The sequence below is a fragment of the Pseudomonas sp. NPDC089406 genome (genome assembly GCF_044900265.1).
In the GTDB taxonomy this organism is placed as follows: domain Bacteria; phylum Pseudomonadota; class Gammaproteobacteria; order Pseudomonadales; family Pseudomonadaceae; genus Aquipseudomonas; species Aquipseudomonas fakonensis.
Genome location: NZ_JBJDNC010000016.1, coordinates 113653 through 128424 on the forward strand (window position 1 = coordinate 113653; position 14772 = coordinate 128424).

Genomic DNA, 14772 nt, shown 5'->3' on the forward strand with positions numbered 1-14772 from the left:
TGGGAATTCTTGCCGTTCACCAGGCGACATGGCACGGGCAGGCCTGGCGAAGGGAGCCCCTGACCTGACGGTCAGGGGGTGGAACGGGCGGTACTTTACCCGAGAAACGCGCTTTACGCGGTTTCTACCGTCGGAAAACTTTTCACCAGGTCATCCAGCTGCTTGAGCTGGCTGAGGAACGGCTCCAGTTTGTCCAGGCGCAGGGCGCAGGGGCCATCGCACTTGGCGTTGTCCGGGTCGGGGTGGGCTTCGAGGAACAGCCCGGCCAGGCCCTGGCTCATGCCGGCCTTGGCAAGGTCGGTGACCTGGGCGCGGCGGCCACCGGCGGAGTCGGCGCGACCACCCGGGGTCTGCAGGGCATGGGTGACGTCGAAGAACACCGGGTACTCGAACTGCTTCATGATGCCGAAGCCGAGCATGTCCACCACCAGGTTGTTGTAGCCGAAGCTCGAACCGCGCTCACACAGGATGAGCTGGTCGTTGCCGGCCTCGACGCACTTGGCGAGGATGTGCTTCATCTCGTGGGGCGCCAGGAACTGCGCCTTCTTGATGTTGATCACCGCACCGGTCTTGGCCATCGCCACCACCAGGTCGGTCTGGCGCGACAGGAAGGCCGGCAGCTGGATGATGTCGCACACCTGTGCTACCGGTTCGCACTGGTAGGGTTCGTGCACGTCGGTGATCACCGGCACGTTGAAGGTGCGCTTGATCTCCTCGAAGATCTTCAGCCCCTCTTCCATGCCCGGGCCACGGTACGAGGCCACCGACGAGCGGTTGGCCTTGTCGAAGCTGGCCTTGAACACGTACGGGATACCGAGTTTTTCGGTGACCCGCACGTACTCCTCGCAGACCTTCAGGGCCAGGTCACGGGATTCCAGAACGTTCATGCCGCCGAACAGGACGAACGGCTTGTCGTTGGCGATCTCGATGTTACCGACGCGAATGATCTTCTGAGTCATGGATCAGGCCTTGTTCTTCTGTGCCAGGGCAGCCTTGACGAAACCGCTGAACAGCGGGTGGCCGTCACGAGGCGTCGAGGTGAACTCTGGGTGGAACTGGCAGGCGACGAACCATGGGTGGTCCTTGGACTCGACCACTTCCACCAGCGCACCGTCTTCGGAACGGCCCGAAACCACCAGGCCGGCGTCGACCAGTTGCCCCAGCAGGTTGTTGTTCACTTCGTAGCGGTGGCGGTGACGCTCGGTGATGATGTCCTTGCCATAGCAGTCGTGCACTTTCGAACCCGATGCCAGCTGGCAGTCCTGGGCGCCCAGGCGCATGGTGCCGCCCAGGTCGGAGGCTTCGGTACGGGTCTCGACCGCGCCGGTGGCATCAGCCCACTCGGTGATCAGGCCGACCACCGGGTGACCGCTGTTGCGGTCGAACTCGGTGGAGTTGGCGTCTTTCCAGCCCACCACGTTACGGGCGAACTCGATCACGGCCACCTGCATGCCCAGGCAGATGCCCAGGTACGGGACCTTGTTCTCACGGGCGTATTGCACCGCGGTGATCTTGCCTTCGACGCCGCGCAGGCCGAAACCGCCCGGTACCAGGATGGCATCGGCACCTTCGAGCAGGCTGGTGCCCTGGTTCTCGATGTCTTCGGAGTCGATGTAGCGCAGGTTGACCTTGGTACGGTTGGTGATGCCGGCGTGGCTCATCGCTTCGATCAGCGACTTGTACGCATCCAGCAGCTCCATGTACTTGCCGACCATGGCGATGGTGACTTCCTGCTCAGGGTTGAGCTTGGCGTCCACCACCTTGTCCCACTCGGACAGGTCGGCGCTGTTGCACTGCAGGCCGAAGCGCTCGACGACGAAGTCGTCCAGGCCTTGTGCGTGCAGCACGCCAGGGATCTTGTAGATGGTGTCGACGTCTTCCAGCGAAATCACCGCACGCTCTTCAACGTTGGTGAACAGCGCGATCTTGCGACGCGACGAGGCATCGACCGGGTGGTCGGAGCGGCAGATCAGCACGTCAGGCTGCAGGCCGATGGAGCGCAGCTCCTTGACCGAGTGCTGGGTCGGCTTGGTCTTGGTCTCGCCGGCGGTGGCGATGTACGGCACCAGGGTCAGGTGCATCAGCATGGCGCGCTTGGAGCCCACTTCGACGCGCAGCTGGCGGATGGCCTCGAGGAACGGCTGCGACTCGATGTCGCCCACGGTGCCGCCGATCTCGACCAGCGCGACGTCGGCATCGCCCGCGCCCTTGATGATGCGGCGCTTGATCTCGTCGGTGATGTGCGGGATGACCTGGATGGTCGCGCCCAGGTAATCACCACGGCGCTCTTTACGCAGCACGTGCTCGTAGATGCGGCCGGTGGTGAAGTTGTTGTTCTGGGTCATCGTGGTGCGGATGAACCGCTCGTAGTGGCCCAGGTCGAGGTCAGTCTCGGCGCCGTCGTGGGTGACGAACACTTCACCATGCTGGAACGGGCTCATGGTGCCCGGGTCGACGTTGATGTACGGGTCCAGCTTGAGCATGGTGACCTTCAGGCCCCGCGCTTCCAGGATGGCCGCCAGGGATGCCGAGGCAATGCCTTTCCCCAATGAAGAAACAACACCGCCCGTGACGAATATGTAGCGCGTCATGAAAAACCCTAGAAGTCTGCGTTAAGGCGGCTTGGGCCGCCGGAGAAAGCGAAGGAAGGCCGAAGCCCCCGATCACCTGCGTCAATCACAGTGCATCTCGAACAACTGCCGCGTCTGTACAGACCAGGGGTATCCCCGGTTTGGAGCTCGCTCGTCATTTTAAGAATCAGCCCAGCAAAAAACTGCTTGGTAATCGGCAACTGCTGTGTTTTCGAGGAAGCCACAGAAGCTGTATCAAGAAGGGAGGGTAGTCTACCCGAATGTACCCTTCATCTCAAACCTTGCACGCTGGTCGGCGGCTGCCAGTGCAGCTGGCAATTCGCCCCCCCCAATGCCGGCAGGTTGGCCACTGCCAGTAGCTGTTCGCCACGGTACAAAAGCGGCAGGCGCGGGCGCACGAAGTGCGGCATTTGCGCTTCGTTGAGCAGGCGCTTGAGGTCGCGACGGCCGCGACCGGGCACCTGCATGACTTCGCCGCCCACCCGGTAGGCGATGCGCAGGCCCTGCCCGGCAGGCTCGCCGGCCAGTCGAACACTGCCGTTGCCCGGCAGATGCAAGGGCAGGCCAGGCTCGGGCCAGGCGTGATCACCAGCGACCGGCTGCAGCCAGGCCCCGCTCAACCACCAGATGCGCCCGTGGCTGCGCAGCAACTGGCCGTCGGTCAGGTGCCACACCGGCGTTGCATCGGCGGCCGCATCACGCAGGTCGTCCCAGCCCGCCCAATGGCGGCTGTCGGGCAGCCGGGTGCGGGCGCTCAGCCAGTACTGCAAGGCGTTGCGCTGGCGGGCCGGTGAAAGCCTGGCCAGTGTGGCGAGGTCGAGGGAGGCCAGGCCCAGCCACGGCCATGGCTCGGCACCGCTGGCTGCGGCCAGGTCGGTGACGGCGAGCTCATCCAGCAAGCCCTGCGCCTCACCCAGGTGTTCAGCGGCGCGCGCGAGGTTGCCCTCGGCCTGCGGCCAGCGCCCATGCAACAGCGGCAACACCTCGCCGCGCAGGAAATTGCGGGCGAAGCCGGTATCGGCATTGGAGGGGTCTTCGACCCAAACCAGCCCGCGCGCCTCGGCGTATGCCTGCAAGTGCTGGCGCGCCACCTTCAGCAGCGGGCGCACCAGCCTGCCCTGCCCCAGCGCCCGCACTTCGGGCATGGCCGCCAGGCCGCGCAAACCCGCGCCACGCAACAGGCGAAACAACAGGGTTTCGGCCTGATCGTCGCGATGCTGGCCGGTGAACAGCACTTCGCCCGGCCCCAGCAGCTTTTCGAACGCACCGTAGCGGGCGTCGCGGGCGGCCTGCTCCAGGCTCGCGCCGGGGGCTACCTTAACGTGCACGATATCGAGCTCGACGCTTAAGGCTTTGCACACGGCGCGGCAATGTTGCGGCCAGGTGTCGGCGGCGGCTTGCAGGCCGTGGTGTACGTGGATGGCGCGCAGGGGGGGCGTATGGTGGGTGCGGCGGTAATCGGCCAGCAGGTGCAGCAAGACGGTAGAGTCGAGGCCGCCGGAGAAGGCGATGTGCCAGGCGGGGGCGGTGAGCCAGGGGGAGAGTTGCGGGGTGAGGTCGAGCATCAGCGCCTCACTTGGCGGAAGATCCGGGATGCCCCGATCGCCGGCAAGCCGGCTCCTACAGGTGACGCGCACTTCTGTAGGAGCCGGCTTGCCGGCGATTGGGTCTCAGCCTGTCAGAGGCCGTAGCTCATCAGACGATCGTAACGGCGCTTAAGCAGCGCGTCGTTGTCGAGCTTGCCAAGCATGTCCAGCTGTTCGATCAGGTCGGCGCGCACGCTGGCCGACATCTTGGCCGGGTCGCGGTGGGCGCCGCCCAGCGGCTCCTGGATGACCTTGTCGACGATGTTCAGGCTTTTCAGACGATCGGCGGTCACGCCCATGGCCTCGGCAGCGTCGGCGGCACGGTCGGCGGTCTTCCACAGGATCGAGGCGCAGCCTTCTGGCGAGATCACCGAGTAGGTCGAGTACTGCAACATGTTCAGCTGGTCGCACACGCCAATGGCCAGGGCGCCACCCGAACCACCTTCACCGATCACGGTGGCGATGATCGGGGTTTTCAGGCGCGCCATCACGCGCAGGTTCCAGGCAATGGCTTCGCTCTGGTTGCGCTCTTCGGCGTCGATGCCCGGGTAAGCGCCCGGGGTGTCGATGAAGGTCAGGATCGGCATCTTGAAGCGCTCGGCCATTTCCATCAGGCGGCAGGCCTTGCGGTAGCCTTCAGGACGCGGCATGCCGAAGTTGCGGCGAACTTTTTCACGCACTTCGCGGCCCTTCTGGTGGCCGATGATCATCACCGGCTTGTCGTTCAGGCGCGCAGTACCGCCCACGATCGCGGCGTCGTCGGAGAAGTGACGGTCGCCGTGCAGCTCTTCGAACTCGTCGAAGATGTGCTCGATGTAGTCGAGGGTGTACGGGCGGCGCGGGTGACGGGCCAGGCGGGCGATCTGCCAGCTGGTCAGGTTGCCGAAGATGCTCTCGGTCAGGGTGCTGCTCTTGTCTTGCAGACGGGCAATTTCATCGCTGATGTTCAGCGAGTTGTCGTTGCCCACCAGGCGCAGCTCTTCGATCTTGGCTTGCAGGTCGGCAATCGGCTGTTCGAAATCGAGGAAATTCGGGTTCATAGGCTTCCGTCTTGGGTCTACGGCCAGGCGGCCGGCCGGTTGATCCGTTTGGCGCCCTACCTTAAGGGATCAGGCGCATAAAGGTCGAGATTAAAATTCGTCGTTTCAACGGTATTGCAGGAAGACGTTCTCACGCCCGAACTGGTCACGCAGTGCCTGAATCAGGCCATCGGCCGGGTCGATCGACCACTGGTCGCCGAACTGCAGCATGGCCTTGGCGTCGCTGCCGGTGTATTCCAGGGTGATCGGGCAACCGCCGCGGTGGCGGGTGATCAGCTCGCCCAGCCAGTTCAGGCGGTCGCCTTTGAGCGCATCGTGGGCGATTTTCAGGCGCAGGCTCTCGGCCAGCTTGGTGCGCGCGTCTTCCATGGTCATCACCGTCTTGACCCGCAGGCGCAGGCCACCGGAGAAGTCGTCGTTGCTCACCTCGCCTTCCACCACCACCATGGCATCGGTCTGCAGCAGGGCCTGGGCAGCCATGAACGAGTCGGCGAACAGCGAGGCTTCAATACGCCCGGAGCGGTCGTCGAGGGTGACGAAGCCCATCTTGTCGCCCTTCTTGTTCTTCATTACCCGCAGGGCAATGATCATGCCGGCGATGGTCTGGGTGTCCCGCGCAGGCTTGAGGTCGACGATGCGTTGGCGGGCGAAGCGGCGGATTTCGGTTTCGTACTCGTCGATAGGGTGGCCGGTGAGGTACAGGCCGAGCGTGTCCTTTTCGCCTTTCAGGCGCTCCTTGAGCGTCAGTTCGCGCACCTTGCGGTGGTTGGCATAGACGTCGACCTCCACGTCGTCGAACATGCTGCCGAACAGGTCAACGTGGCCGCTGTCGGCAGTGTGGGCAGCCTGCTCGGCGGCCTTGACCGCCTCGCCCAACGCCGACAGCAAGGTGGCGCGGTTGATGTCGATATTGGCCTGGTAGGCCTTGATCTCGTCATGGAAGTGCGGCCCCAGGCGGTCCAGCGCACCGCTGCGGATCAGCGCATCGAGGGTTCGCTTGTTGACCCGCTTGAGGTCGATGCGGTCGCAGAAGTCGAACAGGTCCTTGAACGGGCCGCCCTGCGCGCGGGCTTCGACGATGGCCTCCACCGGCCCCTCGCCCACGCCCTTGATCGCGCCCAGGCCATAGACGATGCGCCCGTCGTTGTTCACGGTGAACTTGAAGTCGGAGAAGTTCACATCCGGCGCGTCCAGGCGCAGCTTCATGCTGCGCACTTCCTCCACCAGCACCACCACCTTGTCGGTGTTATGCATATCCGCCGACAGCACTGCGGCCATGAACGGCGCCGGGTGGTGGGTCTTGAGCCAGGCGGTCTGGTACGACACCAGGCCGTAGGCGGCGGAGTGGGATTTGTTGAAGCCGTAGCCGGCGAACTTCTCTACCAGGTCGAAGATGTTACCGGCCAGGTCCGCTTCGATGTTGTTGGCAACGCAACCTTCAATGAAGCCGCCGCGCTGCTTGGCCATCTCTTCGGGCTTTTTCTTACCCATCGCCCGGCGCAGCATGTCGGCGCCGCCGAGGGTGTAGCCGGCCATCACCTGGGCGATCTGCATCACCTGTTCCTGGTACAGGATGATGCCGTAGGTCGGCGCCAGTACCGGCTTGAGGCCTTCGTACTGGTAGTCGGAGTGCGGGTAGGCAAGCTCCGCGCGGCCGTGCTTGCGGTTGATGAAGTCGTCCACCATGCCCGATTGCAGCGGGCCCGGGCGGAACAGCGCCACCAGTGCAATAAGGTCTTCCAGGCAGTCGGGCTTGAGCTTTTTGATCAGCTCTTTCATGCCGCGCGATTCAAGCTGGAACACCGCCGTGGTTTCGGCTTTTTGCAGCAGCTCGTAGGTCTTGCGGTCATCCAGCGGGATGAAGTCGATGTTGAGGTCGGGCAGGTCTTTCTTTTTCTGCTCGCGGTTGATGATCTCCATCGCCCACTTGATGATGGTCAGGGTACGCAGGCCGAGGAAGTCGAACTTCACCAGGCCCGCGGCCTCGACGTCATCCTTGTCGAACTGGGTTACCAGGCCGCCGCCCTCTTCGTCACAGGCAATCGGCGAGAAGTCGGTGAGCTTGGTCGGGGCGATTACCACGCCACCGGCGTGCTTGCCGGTACCGCGGGTGACGCCCTCAAGCTTGAGGGCCATGTCCCAGATCTCGCGGCCGTCCTCGTCGCTCTTGAGAAAATCGCGCAGGATCTCTTCCTGCTCGTAGGCTTTCTCCAGGGTCATGCCCACTTCGAACGGGATCATCTTCGACAGGCGGTCGGCCAGGCCGTAGGACTTGCCCTGCACCCGCGCCACGTCGCGCACCACCGCCTTGGCGGCCATGGTGCCGAAGGTGATGATCTGGCTCACCGCGTTGCGCCCATAGGCCTCGGCCACGTAGTCGATCACCCGGTCACGGCCGTCCATGCAGAAGTCGACGTCGAAGTCGGGCATGGATACACGTTCAGGGTTGAGGAAACGTTCGAACAGCAGGTCGTAGGCCAGCGGGTCGAGGTCGGTGATCTTCAGTACATAGGCCACCAGCGAGCCCGCACCCGAGCCCCGGCCCGGGCCCACCGGCACGTCGTTGTTCTTGGCCCACTTGATGAAGTCCATAACGATCAGGAAGTAACCGGGGAAGCCCATCTGGATGATGATGTCCAGTTCGAACTTCAGCCGGTCCAGATACACCTGGCGCTTTTCTTCGTAGTTGGGCGTGGTGTCTTTCGGCCACAGCACCGCCAGGCGCTCTTCCAGGCCTTCGTGGGAGACATGGCGCAGGTAGTCGTCGATGCCCATGCCGTTGGGCGTGGGGAAGTCGGGCAAGAAGTACTTGCCCAGCTGCACGGTGATGTTGCAGCGCTTGGCGATTTCCACGGTGTTGGCGATGGCGTCGGGCAGGTCGCTGAACAGCTCGGCCATTTCTTCCGGCGACTTGAGGTACTGCTGGTCGCTGTAGCCACGCGGGCGGCGCGGGTCATCGAGGGTCCAGCCCTCGCCGATGCACACGCGGGTTTCGTGGGCGTCGAAGTCCGACTGCTTGATGAAACGCACGTCGTTGGTCGCCACCAGCGGTGCGCCGAGCTTGTCGGCCAGGGCCACGGCGGCGTGCACGTACTCTTCGTCACCGGCGCGGTTGGTGCGCTGCACCTCCACATAGAAGCGCTCGGGGAACATGCCCAGCCAATCGCCCAGCAGGGCTTCGGCTTCTTCCTGGCGGCCGCTCATCAGGGCCATGCCGATGTCGCCTTCCTTGCCGGCGGACAGTGCAATCAGCCCTTCGCTGGCCGGGGCGATCCAGTCGCGCTGGATGATCACCAGGCCGTTGCGCTGGCCGTCGGTCCAGCCGCGGGAAATCAGCTCGGTGAGGTTGCGGTAACCCTTGGGGTCCATGGCCAAAAAGCAGATGCGCGACAGCGGCGCTTCGGGGTCGGCCCCGGCCAGCCACAGGTCGGCGCCGCAGATCGGCTTGACGCCGGCGCCCATGGCGGTCTTGTAGAACTTCACCAACGAGCACATGTTGCTCTGGTCGGTGATCGCCACCGCCGGCATGTTCATCCCCGCCAGGGCCTTGGCCAGCGGCTTGATCCGCACCAGGCCGTCGACCAGGGAGAATTCGGAGTGCACGCGAAGGTGAACGAAGGAGACCGACATGGAAGATCCTGTAGCAGTGCTGAACGACAAGGGCGGGATTGTAGCGTAATTAGCCAGAATGTTTGGGGCCGCTTCGCGCCCCTTCGCGGGTAAACCCGCTCCCACAGGCCATGCAAAAACTGTGGGAGCGGGTTTACCCGCGAAGGGGCGCGAAGCGGCCCCAAACAATCAGATCAACGAAGTGGAAACACCCTCACGGGCCTCCCAAGCCGCCCGCACCGGAGCGAACGAGCGCCGGTGAATCGGCGTCGGCCCCAGCCGTGCCAAGGCTTCCAGGTGCACCGGCGTCGGGTAGCCCTTGTGCCCGCCAATGCCATAGCCCGGGTAGATCAGCTCGAACGCGCTCATCTCGCGGTCACGGGTGACCTTGGCAAGAATCGACGCTGCGGCGATGGCCGGCACCTGCGAATCGCCCTTGACCACCGGCGCTGCCGGCACTGCCAGTTTCGGGCAGCGGTTGCCGTCGATCAGCGCAAGCTTTGGCGTGACGTGCAGGCCTTCGACCGCGCGCTGCATGGCCAGCATGGTGGCCTGCAGGATGTTCAGGCGGTCGATTTCTTCGACCTCGGCACGGGCGATGCAAAAGCTCAGGGCCTTTTCGCAGATCTCGTCGAACAGCGCCTCGCGCCTGGCTTCGGTGAGTTTCTTCGAATCGTTCAGGCCGAGGATCGGGCGGCTCGGGTCGAGAATGACCGCCGCAGTGACCACCGCGCCGCACAGCGGGCCGCGGCCCACTTCGTCGACGCCGGCTACCAGGTCTTCGACCAGGTTGAAATCCAGTCCCATCTGCATGTCAGCGGTCCTTCAACAAGGCCAGCACCGCGTCAGCCGCCTGGTTGGAGGCGTCGCGGCGCAGGGTACGGTGAATCTGGTCGAAGCTGTCGGTCTGCTGCGTGCCGTCCTGTACCAACGGTGCCAGGGTCTGGGCCAGGGCTTCGCTGGTGGCGGCGTCCTGCAGCAGTTCGGGCACCAGCATGCGCTGGGCCAACAGGTTGGGCAGCGACACGTAGGGGCTCTTGACCATGCGCTTGAGGATCCAGTACGTCAGCGGCGCCAGGCGGTAGGCCACCACCATCGGGCGCTTGTACAGCATCGCCTCCAGCGTGGCCGTGCCCGAGGCGATCAGTACCGCATCGCAGGCCGCCAAGGCCTGGTGCGACTGGCCGTCGAGCAGGGTCAGCGGCAGATCGCGGCCCTCGAGCATCTGCTCGACCTGGGCCCGGCGCGCGGCGTTGGCGCAGGGCAGCACGAAGCGCGCCCCCGGCACCAGTTCACCCAGGCGCTGGGCGGCATCGAGGAACAAGGCGCCCAACCGCCCCACCTCGCCACCACGGCTGCCAGGCATCAGCGCAATCACCGGGCCATCGGCCAGCCCCAGTTCGGCGCGTGCCGCAGCGCGATCGGCCTCGAGCGGGATGGTATCGGCCAGCGGGTGGCCGACGAAACGCACCGGTACGCCCTGCTCTTCATAAAAGCGCGCCTCGAACGGCAGCAGGGTGAGCATCAGGTCGCAACCTTCGCGGATCTTCAGCACGCGCTTCTGCCGCCACGCCCACACCGACGGGCTGACGTAATGCACGGTCTTGATCCCGGCCTGGCGCAGCTTGAGCTCGATGTTGAGGGTAAAATCTGGGGCGTCGATGCCGATGAACACATCGGGCTTTTCGCCGATCAGCGTCTCGATCAGCAGTTTGCGCCGCTTGAGCAGCTCGCGCAGGCGCCCGAGCACCTCCACCAGGCCCATTACTGCCAGGCGCTCCATGGGGAAGTACGAGGCCATGCCTTCGGCTTCCATCAAGGGGCCGCCGACACCGATGAAGCGTACATCGGGGTGGCGGGCCTTGATGGCGCGCATCAGGCCGGAGCCGAGAATATCGCCGCTGGCCTCGCCTGCGACCAGCGCAACACAGAGCTGCGCCATATCAGCGGGTGATGCCGCGGTCGGACTTGAGGATCGACTGGCGGAACAGGTCCACTTCAGGGAACTGGCTGACCAGCTCGTCCAGCTCCTTCACCGCTTCTTCAACGGTCAGGCCCTGGCGGTAGACGATCTTGTAAGCACGGCGCAGGGCATGGATCACCTCGTCACTGAAACCGCGACGGCGCATGCCTTCGAAGTTCATGCTGCGCGCTTCGGCCGGGCTGCCGAACACGGTGACGAAGGCCGGTACATCCTTGCCGATCGCCGTACCCATGCCGGAGAAGGCGTGGGCACCGATGTGGCAGTACTGGTGCACCAGGGTGTAGCCAGACAGGATCGCCCAGTCGCCCACGTGCACATGCCCGGCCAGCGCGGTGTTGTTGACCAGGATGCAGTGGTTGCCGATCACGCTGTCGTGGCCGATGTGGGCGTAGGCCATGATCAGGTTGTGGTCGCCCAGGGTGGTTTCCGAGCGGTCCTGCACGGTGCCGCGGTGGATGGTGACACCCTCGCGGATCACGTTGTGGTCGCCGATCACCAGGCGCGTCGCTTCACCCTTGTACTTGAGGTCAGGGGTGTCTTCGCCGATGGAGCTGAACTGGTAGATGCGGTTGTGCTTGCCGATACGGGTCGGCCCCTTGAGCACCACATGCGGGCCAATGACAGTGCCCTCCCCGATTTCGACATCGGGGCCAACGATCGACCAAGGGCCGACCTCGACACCTTCGGCCAATTTGGCCGAGGGGTCGATGATCGCCCGAGGGTCAATCAGACTCATAGGGAGCGTTCCGCACAGGTGATCTCGGCCGAGCAAACCGCCTTGCCGTCGACCAGGGCGCGGCATTCGAACTTCCAGATCATGCTCTTGCGGCTGAGGAACTTGGCTTCCAGCACCAGCTGGTCGCCTGGCAGCACCGGCTGGCGGAAGCGCAGCTTGTCGGAGCCGACGAAGTAGTACAGGGTGCCGTCGGCAGGTTTTGCGTCGAGCATCTTGAAACCGAGAATACCGGCCGCCTGGGCCATGGCCTCGATGATCAGCACGCCCGGCATGATCGGATGCGCCGGGAAGTGGCCGTTGAAGAACGGCTCGTTGATGCTGACATTCTTGTAGGCACGAATGCTCTGGGCCTCGAAGTCCAGATCCGTGACGCGATCCACCAGCAGGAACGGGTAACGGTGAGGCAGGTATTCGCGAATCTCGTTGATGTCCATCATTTCGGGGGGAAGCCTGTAATAAGAATAGGGAGCGCAGGGGCTGACCGCACGCTCCTTTTGCAAATCCAAAGAGGAGCCAGCTAGCGACTGTTCTCTAGCTCAGGAAATGGTATCAGCCTTCTGATGCCGGCTGGCCACCTGAGGTCACGGTATCGACACGTTTTTCCAGCTGCCCGAGGCGCTTGGACATCTCGTCGAGCTGGCGGATACGCGCGGCGCTCTTGCGCCATTCGGCCAGGGGTTGCATGGCCGTCCCGGAAGAATAGCCGCCCGGTTCGGTAATGGAACGGGTGACCATGGTCATGCCGGAGACAAACACGTTGTCGCAAACATCGATGTGACCGACCATGCCGACACCGCCCGCGATCATGCAGTGCTTGCCGATCTTGGTGCTGCCGGAAATACCGACGCAGGCCGCCATCGCCGTGTGGTCACCGACCTGCACGTTGTGGGCGATCTGGATCTGGTTGTCGAGCTTGACGCCATTGCCGATGCGCGTGTCGGACAGCGCGCCGCGGTCTACCGCAGTGTTCACGCCGATTTCCACGTCATCACCCAGGGTCACGCCGCCGATCTGCGCGATCTTCTGCCACACGCCCTTCTCGTTGGCAAAGCCGAAGCCTTCGCCGCCGATCACAGCACCGGACTGGATCACCACACGCTTGCCGATGGTCACGTCGTGGTACAAGGTGACCCGCGGTGCCAGCCAGCCACCGTCACCGATGACGCAGCGGGCACCGACGAAGCAGTGCGCACCGACACTCACGTTGGCACCGATGCGTGCACCGGCCTCGATCACCGCGAACGGGCCGATGCTGGCGCTGGCATCGACCTCTGCGTCCTCATGCACCACGGCGCTGGGATGAATTCCCGCCACAGCCTTGGGCTTGGGGTCGAACAGGTGCGAAATGCGCGCGTACGCAAGGTACGGGTCGGCGACGATCAGGGCGTTACCGGCAAAGCCCTCGGCGTCCTCGGCCTTGAGCAGTACTGCCGCGGCCTGGGTGTCGTCAAGGAACTTGCGGTACTGCTTGTTGGCAAGGAAGCTCAACTGCCCGGCGCCTGCCTCCTGCAAGGTGGCAAGGCCGGTGATCTGCAGCGCCTCGGGGCCTTTGAGCTGTGCCCCGAGGGCCTCGGCCAGCTGGCCGAGCGTCATGGTCACGGTCATATCAACGCGCTTGGTTCATGCGCTCGATGACCTGGCGGGTGATGTCGTACTGAGGCTTGACATCGATGACCGCGCCACGCTCGAGCACCAGGTCAAAGCCGCCCTTCTTGATGACTTCTTCCACAGCGCCGTCCAGCTTGGGCTTGAGCTGCTTGAGCATGTCACGGTCGGCAACGGCCTTGGCTTCGTTCAGTTCCTTGGACTGGAACTGGAAGTCACGGGCTTTTTGCTTGAATTCGAGCTCCAGGCGCTCACGCTCTGGCTGAGGCATCTTGTCGCCACCCTTGATCAGGCGGTCCTGGATGCCCTTGGCGCTGCTTTCCAGGGTCTTGAGCTTGGTCAGCTGCGGGCCGAACTTCTTCTCGGCGTCAACGGCGTACTTCTTGGCCGCATCGGATTCGAGCAGGGCCATCTGATAGTTCAGCACGGCAACCTTCATTTCGGCGAAAGCCGGGGTGGCGACCAGCGCCGCGGCCACGAGGGCCAGTTGGGTCAACTTACGCACGATGCACTCCTGGATAAACCGTTGTCGTTGTACGAGGGCCGACCCTTAGAAGGTCTGGCCCAGAGAGAATTGGAACACCTGGGTGTCGGCGTCGTCCGGCTTCTTGATCGGCATCGCCAGGCTGAAGCTCAGCGGGCCCAGCGCAGTGATCCAGGTTACGCCCAGGCCAACCGAGCTGGCCATGTCGCTGAAACCGACCTTGGCGCAATCGGGCTTGGAGCCGCAATTGGTGTCGAACACGTTACCCACGTCCCAGAACACGGAGGTGCGCAGCGAACGCTGGTCCTTGACGAACGGCAGCGGGAACAGCAGTTCCACACCACCCTGCACCAGCACGTTGCCACCGAACGGCAGCGGATCCTGGTCCGGGTCGGCGATGGTACCCGGGTTCTTGCCGGTACTCGGGGTGCTGCGCGGACCAAGGCTGCTGTCCTTGAAGCCACGGACCGAGTTGAAACCACCAGCGTAGTAGTTCTCGTAGAACGGCAGGCCCGAGGTACCACCGAAACCATCACCATAGCCCAGCTCGGTGTGCAGGCGCAGGGTGTAGTCGTTGTTGATTGGCTTGAACAGCTGGCCGCGGTAGTCGAGTTTGTAGAACGACAGGTCGCTGCCCGGCACGGTGGTTTCCAGGGTCAGGCTTTGCGAATGACCACGGGTTGCCAGTACGCCTTTGTTGAGCGTGGACTCGGACCAGCCGATCGACGCCTTGAAGTTGAGGAAGTTGTCGCCTTCGTTTTCGAGGAAGTCGAAGATCTCGTCGACGGTGTACTTGCCGGTTTTGATCTTGTCCTGCTGCACGGTCAGGCCGTAGGTCAGGCGCGAGGTTTCGCTGATCGGGTAGCCCAGGCTGACACCGGCACCGAGGCTGTCTACTGCATAGCTGGCCACGTCGACGTCGAGGTCGTCGTAGTTGGTGCTGCGGTAGAAGGCGTTGTAGCCCAGGCTCACGCCATCGGCGGTGAAGTAGGGGTCAACGAAACCGAAGTTGTAGCGGGTCTGGTATTCCGAACGGGTCAGGCCGATGGACACCTTGTTACCGGTACCGAGGAAGTTGCTCTGGCTGATCGAGCCACCCAGGATCAGGCCCGCGCTTTGTGCGAAACCGACACTGGC

The 14772-nt window shown here is 63.8% G+C and carries 12 protein-coding genes; all 12 read right to left on the minus strand.

Features of this window, described 5'->3' with window-relative positions; all coding sequences use genetic code 11:
• Nucleotides 1-113: 113 nt before the first annotated feature.
• On the minus strand, nucleotides 114-959 hold the full coding sequence (gene kdsA, locus ACI2KK_RS13720) for a 3-deoxy-8-phosphooctulonate synthase (RefSeq protein WP_369987780.1): 846 nt from the start codon (nucleotides 957-959) through the stop codon (nucleotides 114-116).
• 3 nt (nucleotides 960-962) lie between these two features.
• Entirely contained in the window at nucleotides 963-2591 is a 1629-nt protein-coding gene (locus ACI2KK_RS13725) for a CTP synthase (protein ID WP_404669277.1), read from the minus strand.
• A gap of 269 nt (nucleotides 2592-2860) precedes the next feature.
• A complete protein-coding gene (gene tilS, locus ACI2KK_RS13730; RefSeq protein WP_404669278.1) occupies nucleotides 2861-4156 on the minus strand; it encodes a tRNA lysidine(34) synthetase TilS in 1296 nt (431 codons plus the stop codon).
• Nucleotides 4157-4269: 113 nt separating this feature from the next.
• Complete coding sequence (locus ACI2KK_RS13735; protein ID WP_217886179.1) at nucleotides 4270-5217, minus strand: acetyl-CoA carboxylase carboxyltransferase subunit alpha; 948 nt, start codon at nucleotides 5215-5217, stop codon at nucleotides 4270-4272.
• 105 nt (nucleotides 5218-5322) lie between these two features.
• The gene (gene dnaE, locus ACI2KK_RS13740) at nucleotides 5323-8847 is read right to left on the minus strand and encodes a DNA polymerase III subunit alpha (RefSeq protein ID WP_404669279.1); all 3525 of its coding nucleotides are present in this window, start codon (nucleotides 8845-8847) and stop codon (nucleotides 5323-5325) included.
• Between the two features lie 168 nt (nucleotides 8848-9015).
• Complete coding sequence (rnhB, locus tag ACI2KK_RS13745; RefSeq protein ID WP_404669280.1) at nucleotides 9016-9639, minus strand: ribonuclease HII; 624 nt, start codon at nucleotides 9637-9639, stop codon at nucleotides 9016-9018.
• Between the two features lies 1 nt (nucleotide 9640).
• Complete coding sequence (lpxB, locus tag ACI2KK_RS13750; protein ID WP_404669281.1) at nucleotides 9641-10768, minus strand: lipid-A-disaccharide synthase; 1128 nt, start codon at nucleotides 10766-10768, stop codon at nucleotides 9641-9643.
• A 1-nt stretch (nucleotide 10769) separates the two neighbouring features.
• Nucleotides 10770-11546: an acyl-ACP--UDP-N-acetylglucosamine O-acyltransferase gene (gene lpxA / locus ACI2KK_RS13755; RefSeq protein WP_404669282.1), complete on the minus strand. Its 777-nt coding sequence runs from the start codon at nucleotides 11544-11546 to the stop codon at nucleotides 10770-10772.
• Nucleotides 11543-11983: a 3-hydroxyacyl-ACP dehydratase FabZ gene (gene fabZ, locus ACI2KK_RS13760; protein WP_060480150.1), complete on the minus strand. Its 441-nt coding sequence runs from the start codon at nucleotides 11981-11983 to the stop codon at nucleotides 11543-11545. The genes lpxA and fabZ overlap by 4 nt, the downstream gene beginning before the upstream one ends.
• 112 nt (nucleotides 11984-12095) lie before the next feature.
• Nucleotides 12096-13151, minus strand: a complete 1056-nt coding sequence (gene lpxD / locus ACI2KK_RS13765) for a UDP-3-O-(3-hydroxymyristoyl)glucosamine N-acyltransferase (RefSeq protein WP_404669283.1) — start codon at nucleotides 13149-13151, stop codon at nucleotides 12096-12098.
• Between the two features lies 1 nt (nucleotide 13152).
• Entirely contained in the window at nucleotides 13153-13656 is a 504-nt protein-coding gene (locus tag ACI2KK_RS13770; protein WP_217839962.1) for an OmpH family outer membrane protein, read from the minus strand.
• Between the two features lie 45 nt (nucleotides 13657-13701).
• A partial coding sequence (gene bamA, locus ACI2KK_RS13775; RefSeq protein WP_404669284.1) for an outer membrane protein assembly factor BamA occupies nucleotides 13702-14772 on the minus strand: 1071 nt, incomplete at its 5' end.

Coding starts and splice junctions, on each gene's coding strand:
- lpxB (WP_404669281.1), bottom strand. CDS start 10,768: ATGGCGCAGCTCTGTGTTGCGCTGGTCGCAGGCGAGGCCAGCGGCGAT.
- dnaE (WP_404669279.1), bottom strand. CDS start 8,847: ATGTCGGTCTCCTTCGTTCACCTTCGCGTGCACTCCGAATTCTCCCTG.
- lpxA (WP_404669282.1), bottom strand. CDS start 11,546: ATGAGTCTGATTGACCCTCGGGCGATCATCGACCCCTCGGCCAAATTG.
- tilS (WP_404669278.1), bottom strand. CDS start 4,156: ATGCTCGACCTCACCCCGCAACTCTCCCCCTGGCTCACCGCCCCCGCC.
- fabZ (WP_060480150.1), bottom strand. CDS start 11,983: ATGATGGACATCAACGAGATTCGCGAATACCTGCCTCACCGTTACCCG.
- lpxD (WP_404669283.1), bottom strand. CDS start 13,151: ATGACCGTGACCATGACGCTCGGCCAGCTGGCCGAGGCCCTCGGGGCA.
- rnhB (WP_404669280.1), bottom strand. CDS start 9,639: ATGCAGATGGGACTGGATTTCAACCTGGTCGAAGACCTGGTAGCCGGC.
- ACI2KK_RS13735 (WP_217886179.1), bottom strand. CDS start 5,217: ATGAACCCGAATTTCCTCGATTTCGAACAGCCGATTGCCGACCTGCAA.
- ACI2KK_RS13725 (WP_404669277.1), bottom strand. CDS start 2,591: ATGACGCGCTACATATTCGTCACGGGCGGTGTTGTTTCTTCATTGGGG.
- kdsA (WP_369987780.1), bottom strand. CDS start 959: ATGACTCAGAAGATCATTCGCGTCGGTAACATCGAGATCGCCAACGAC.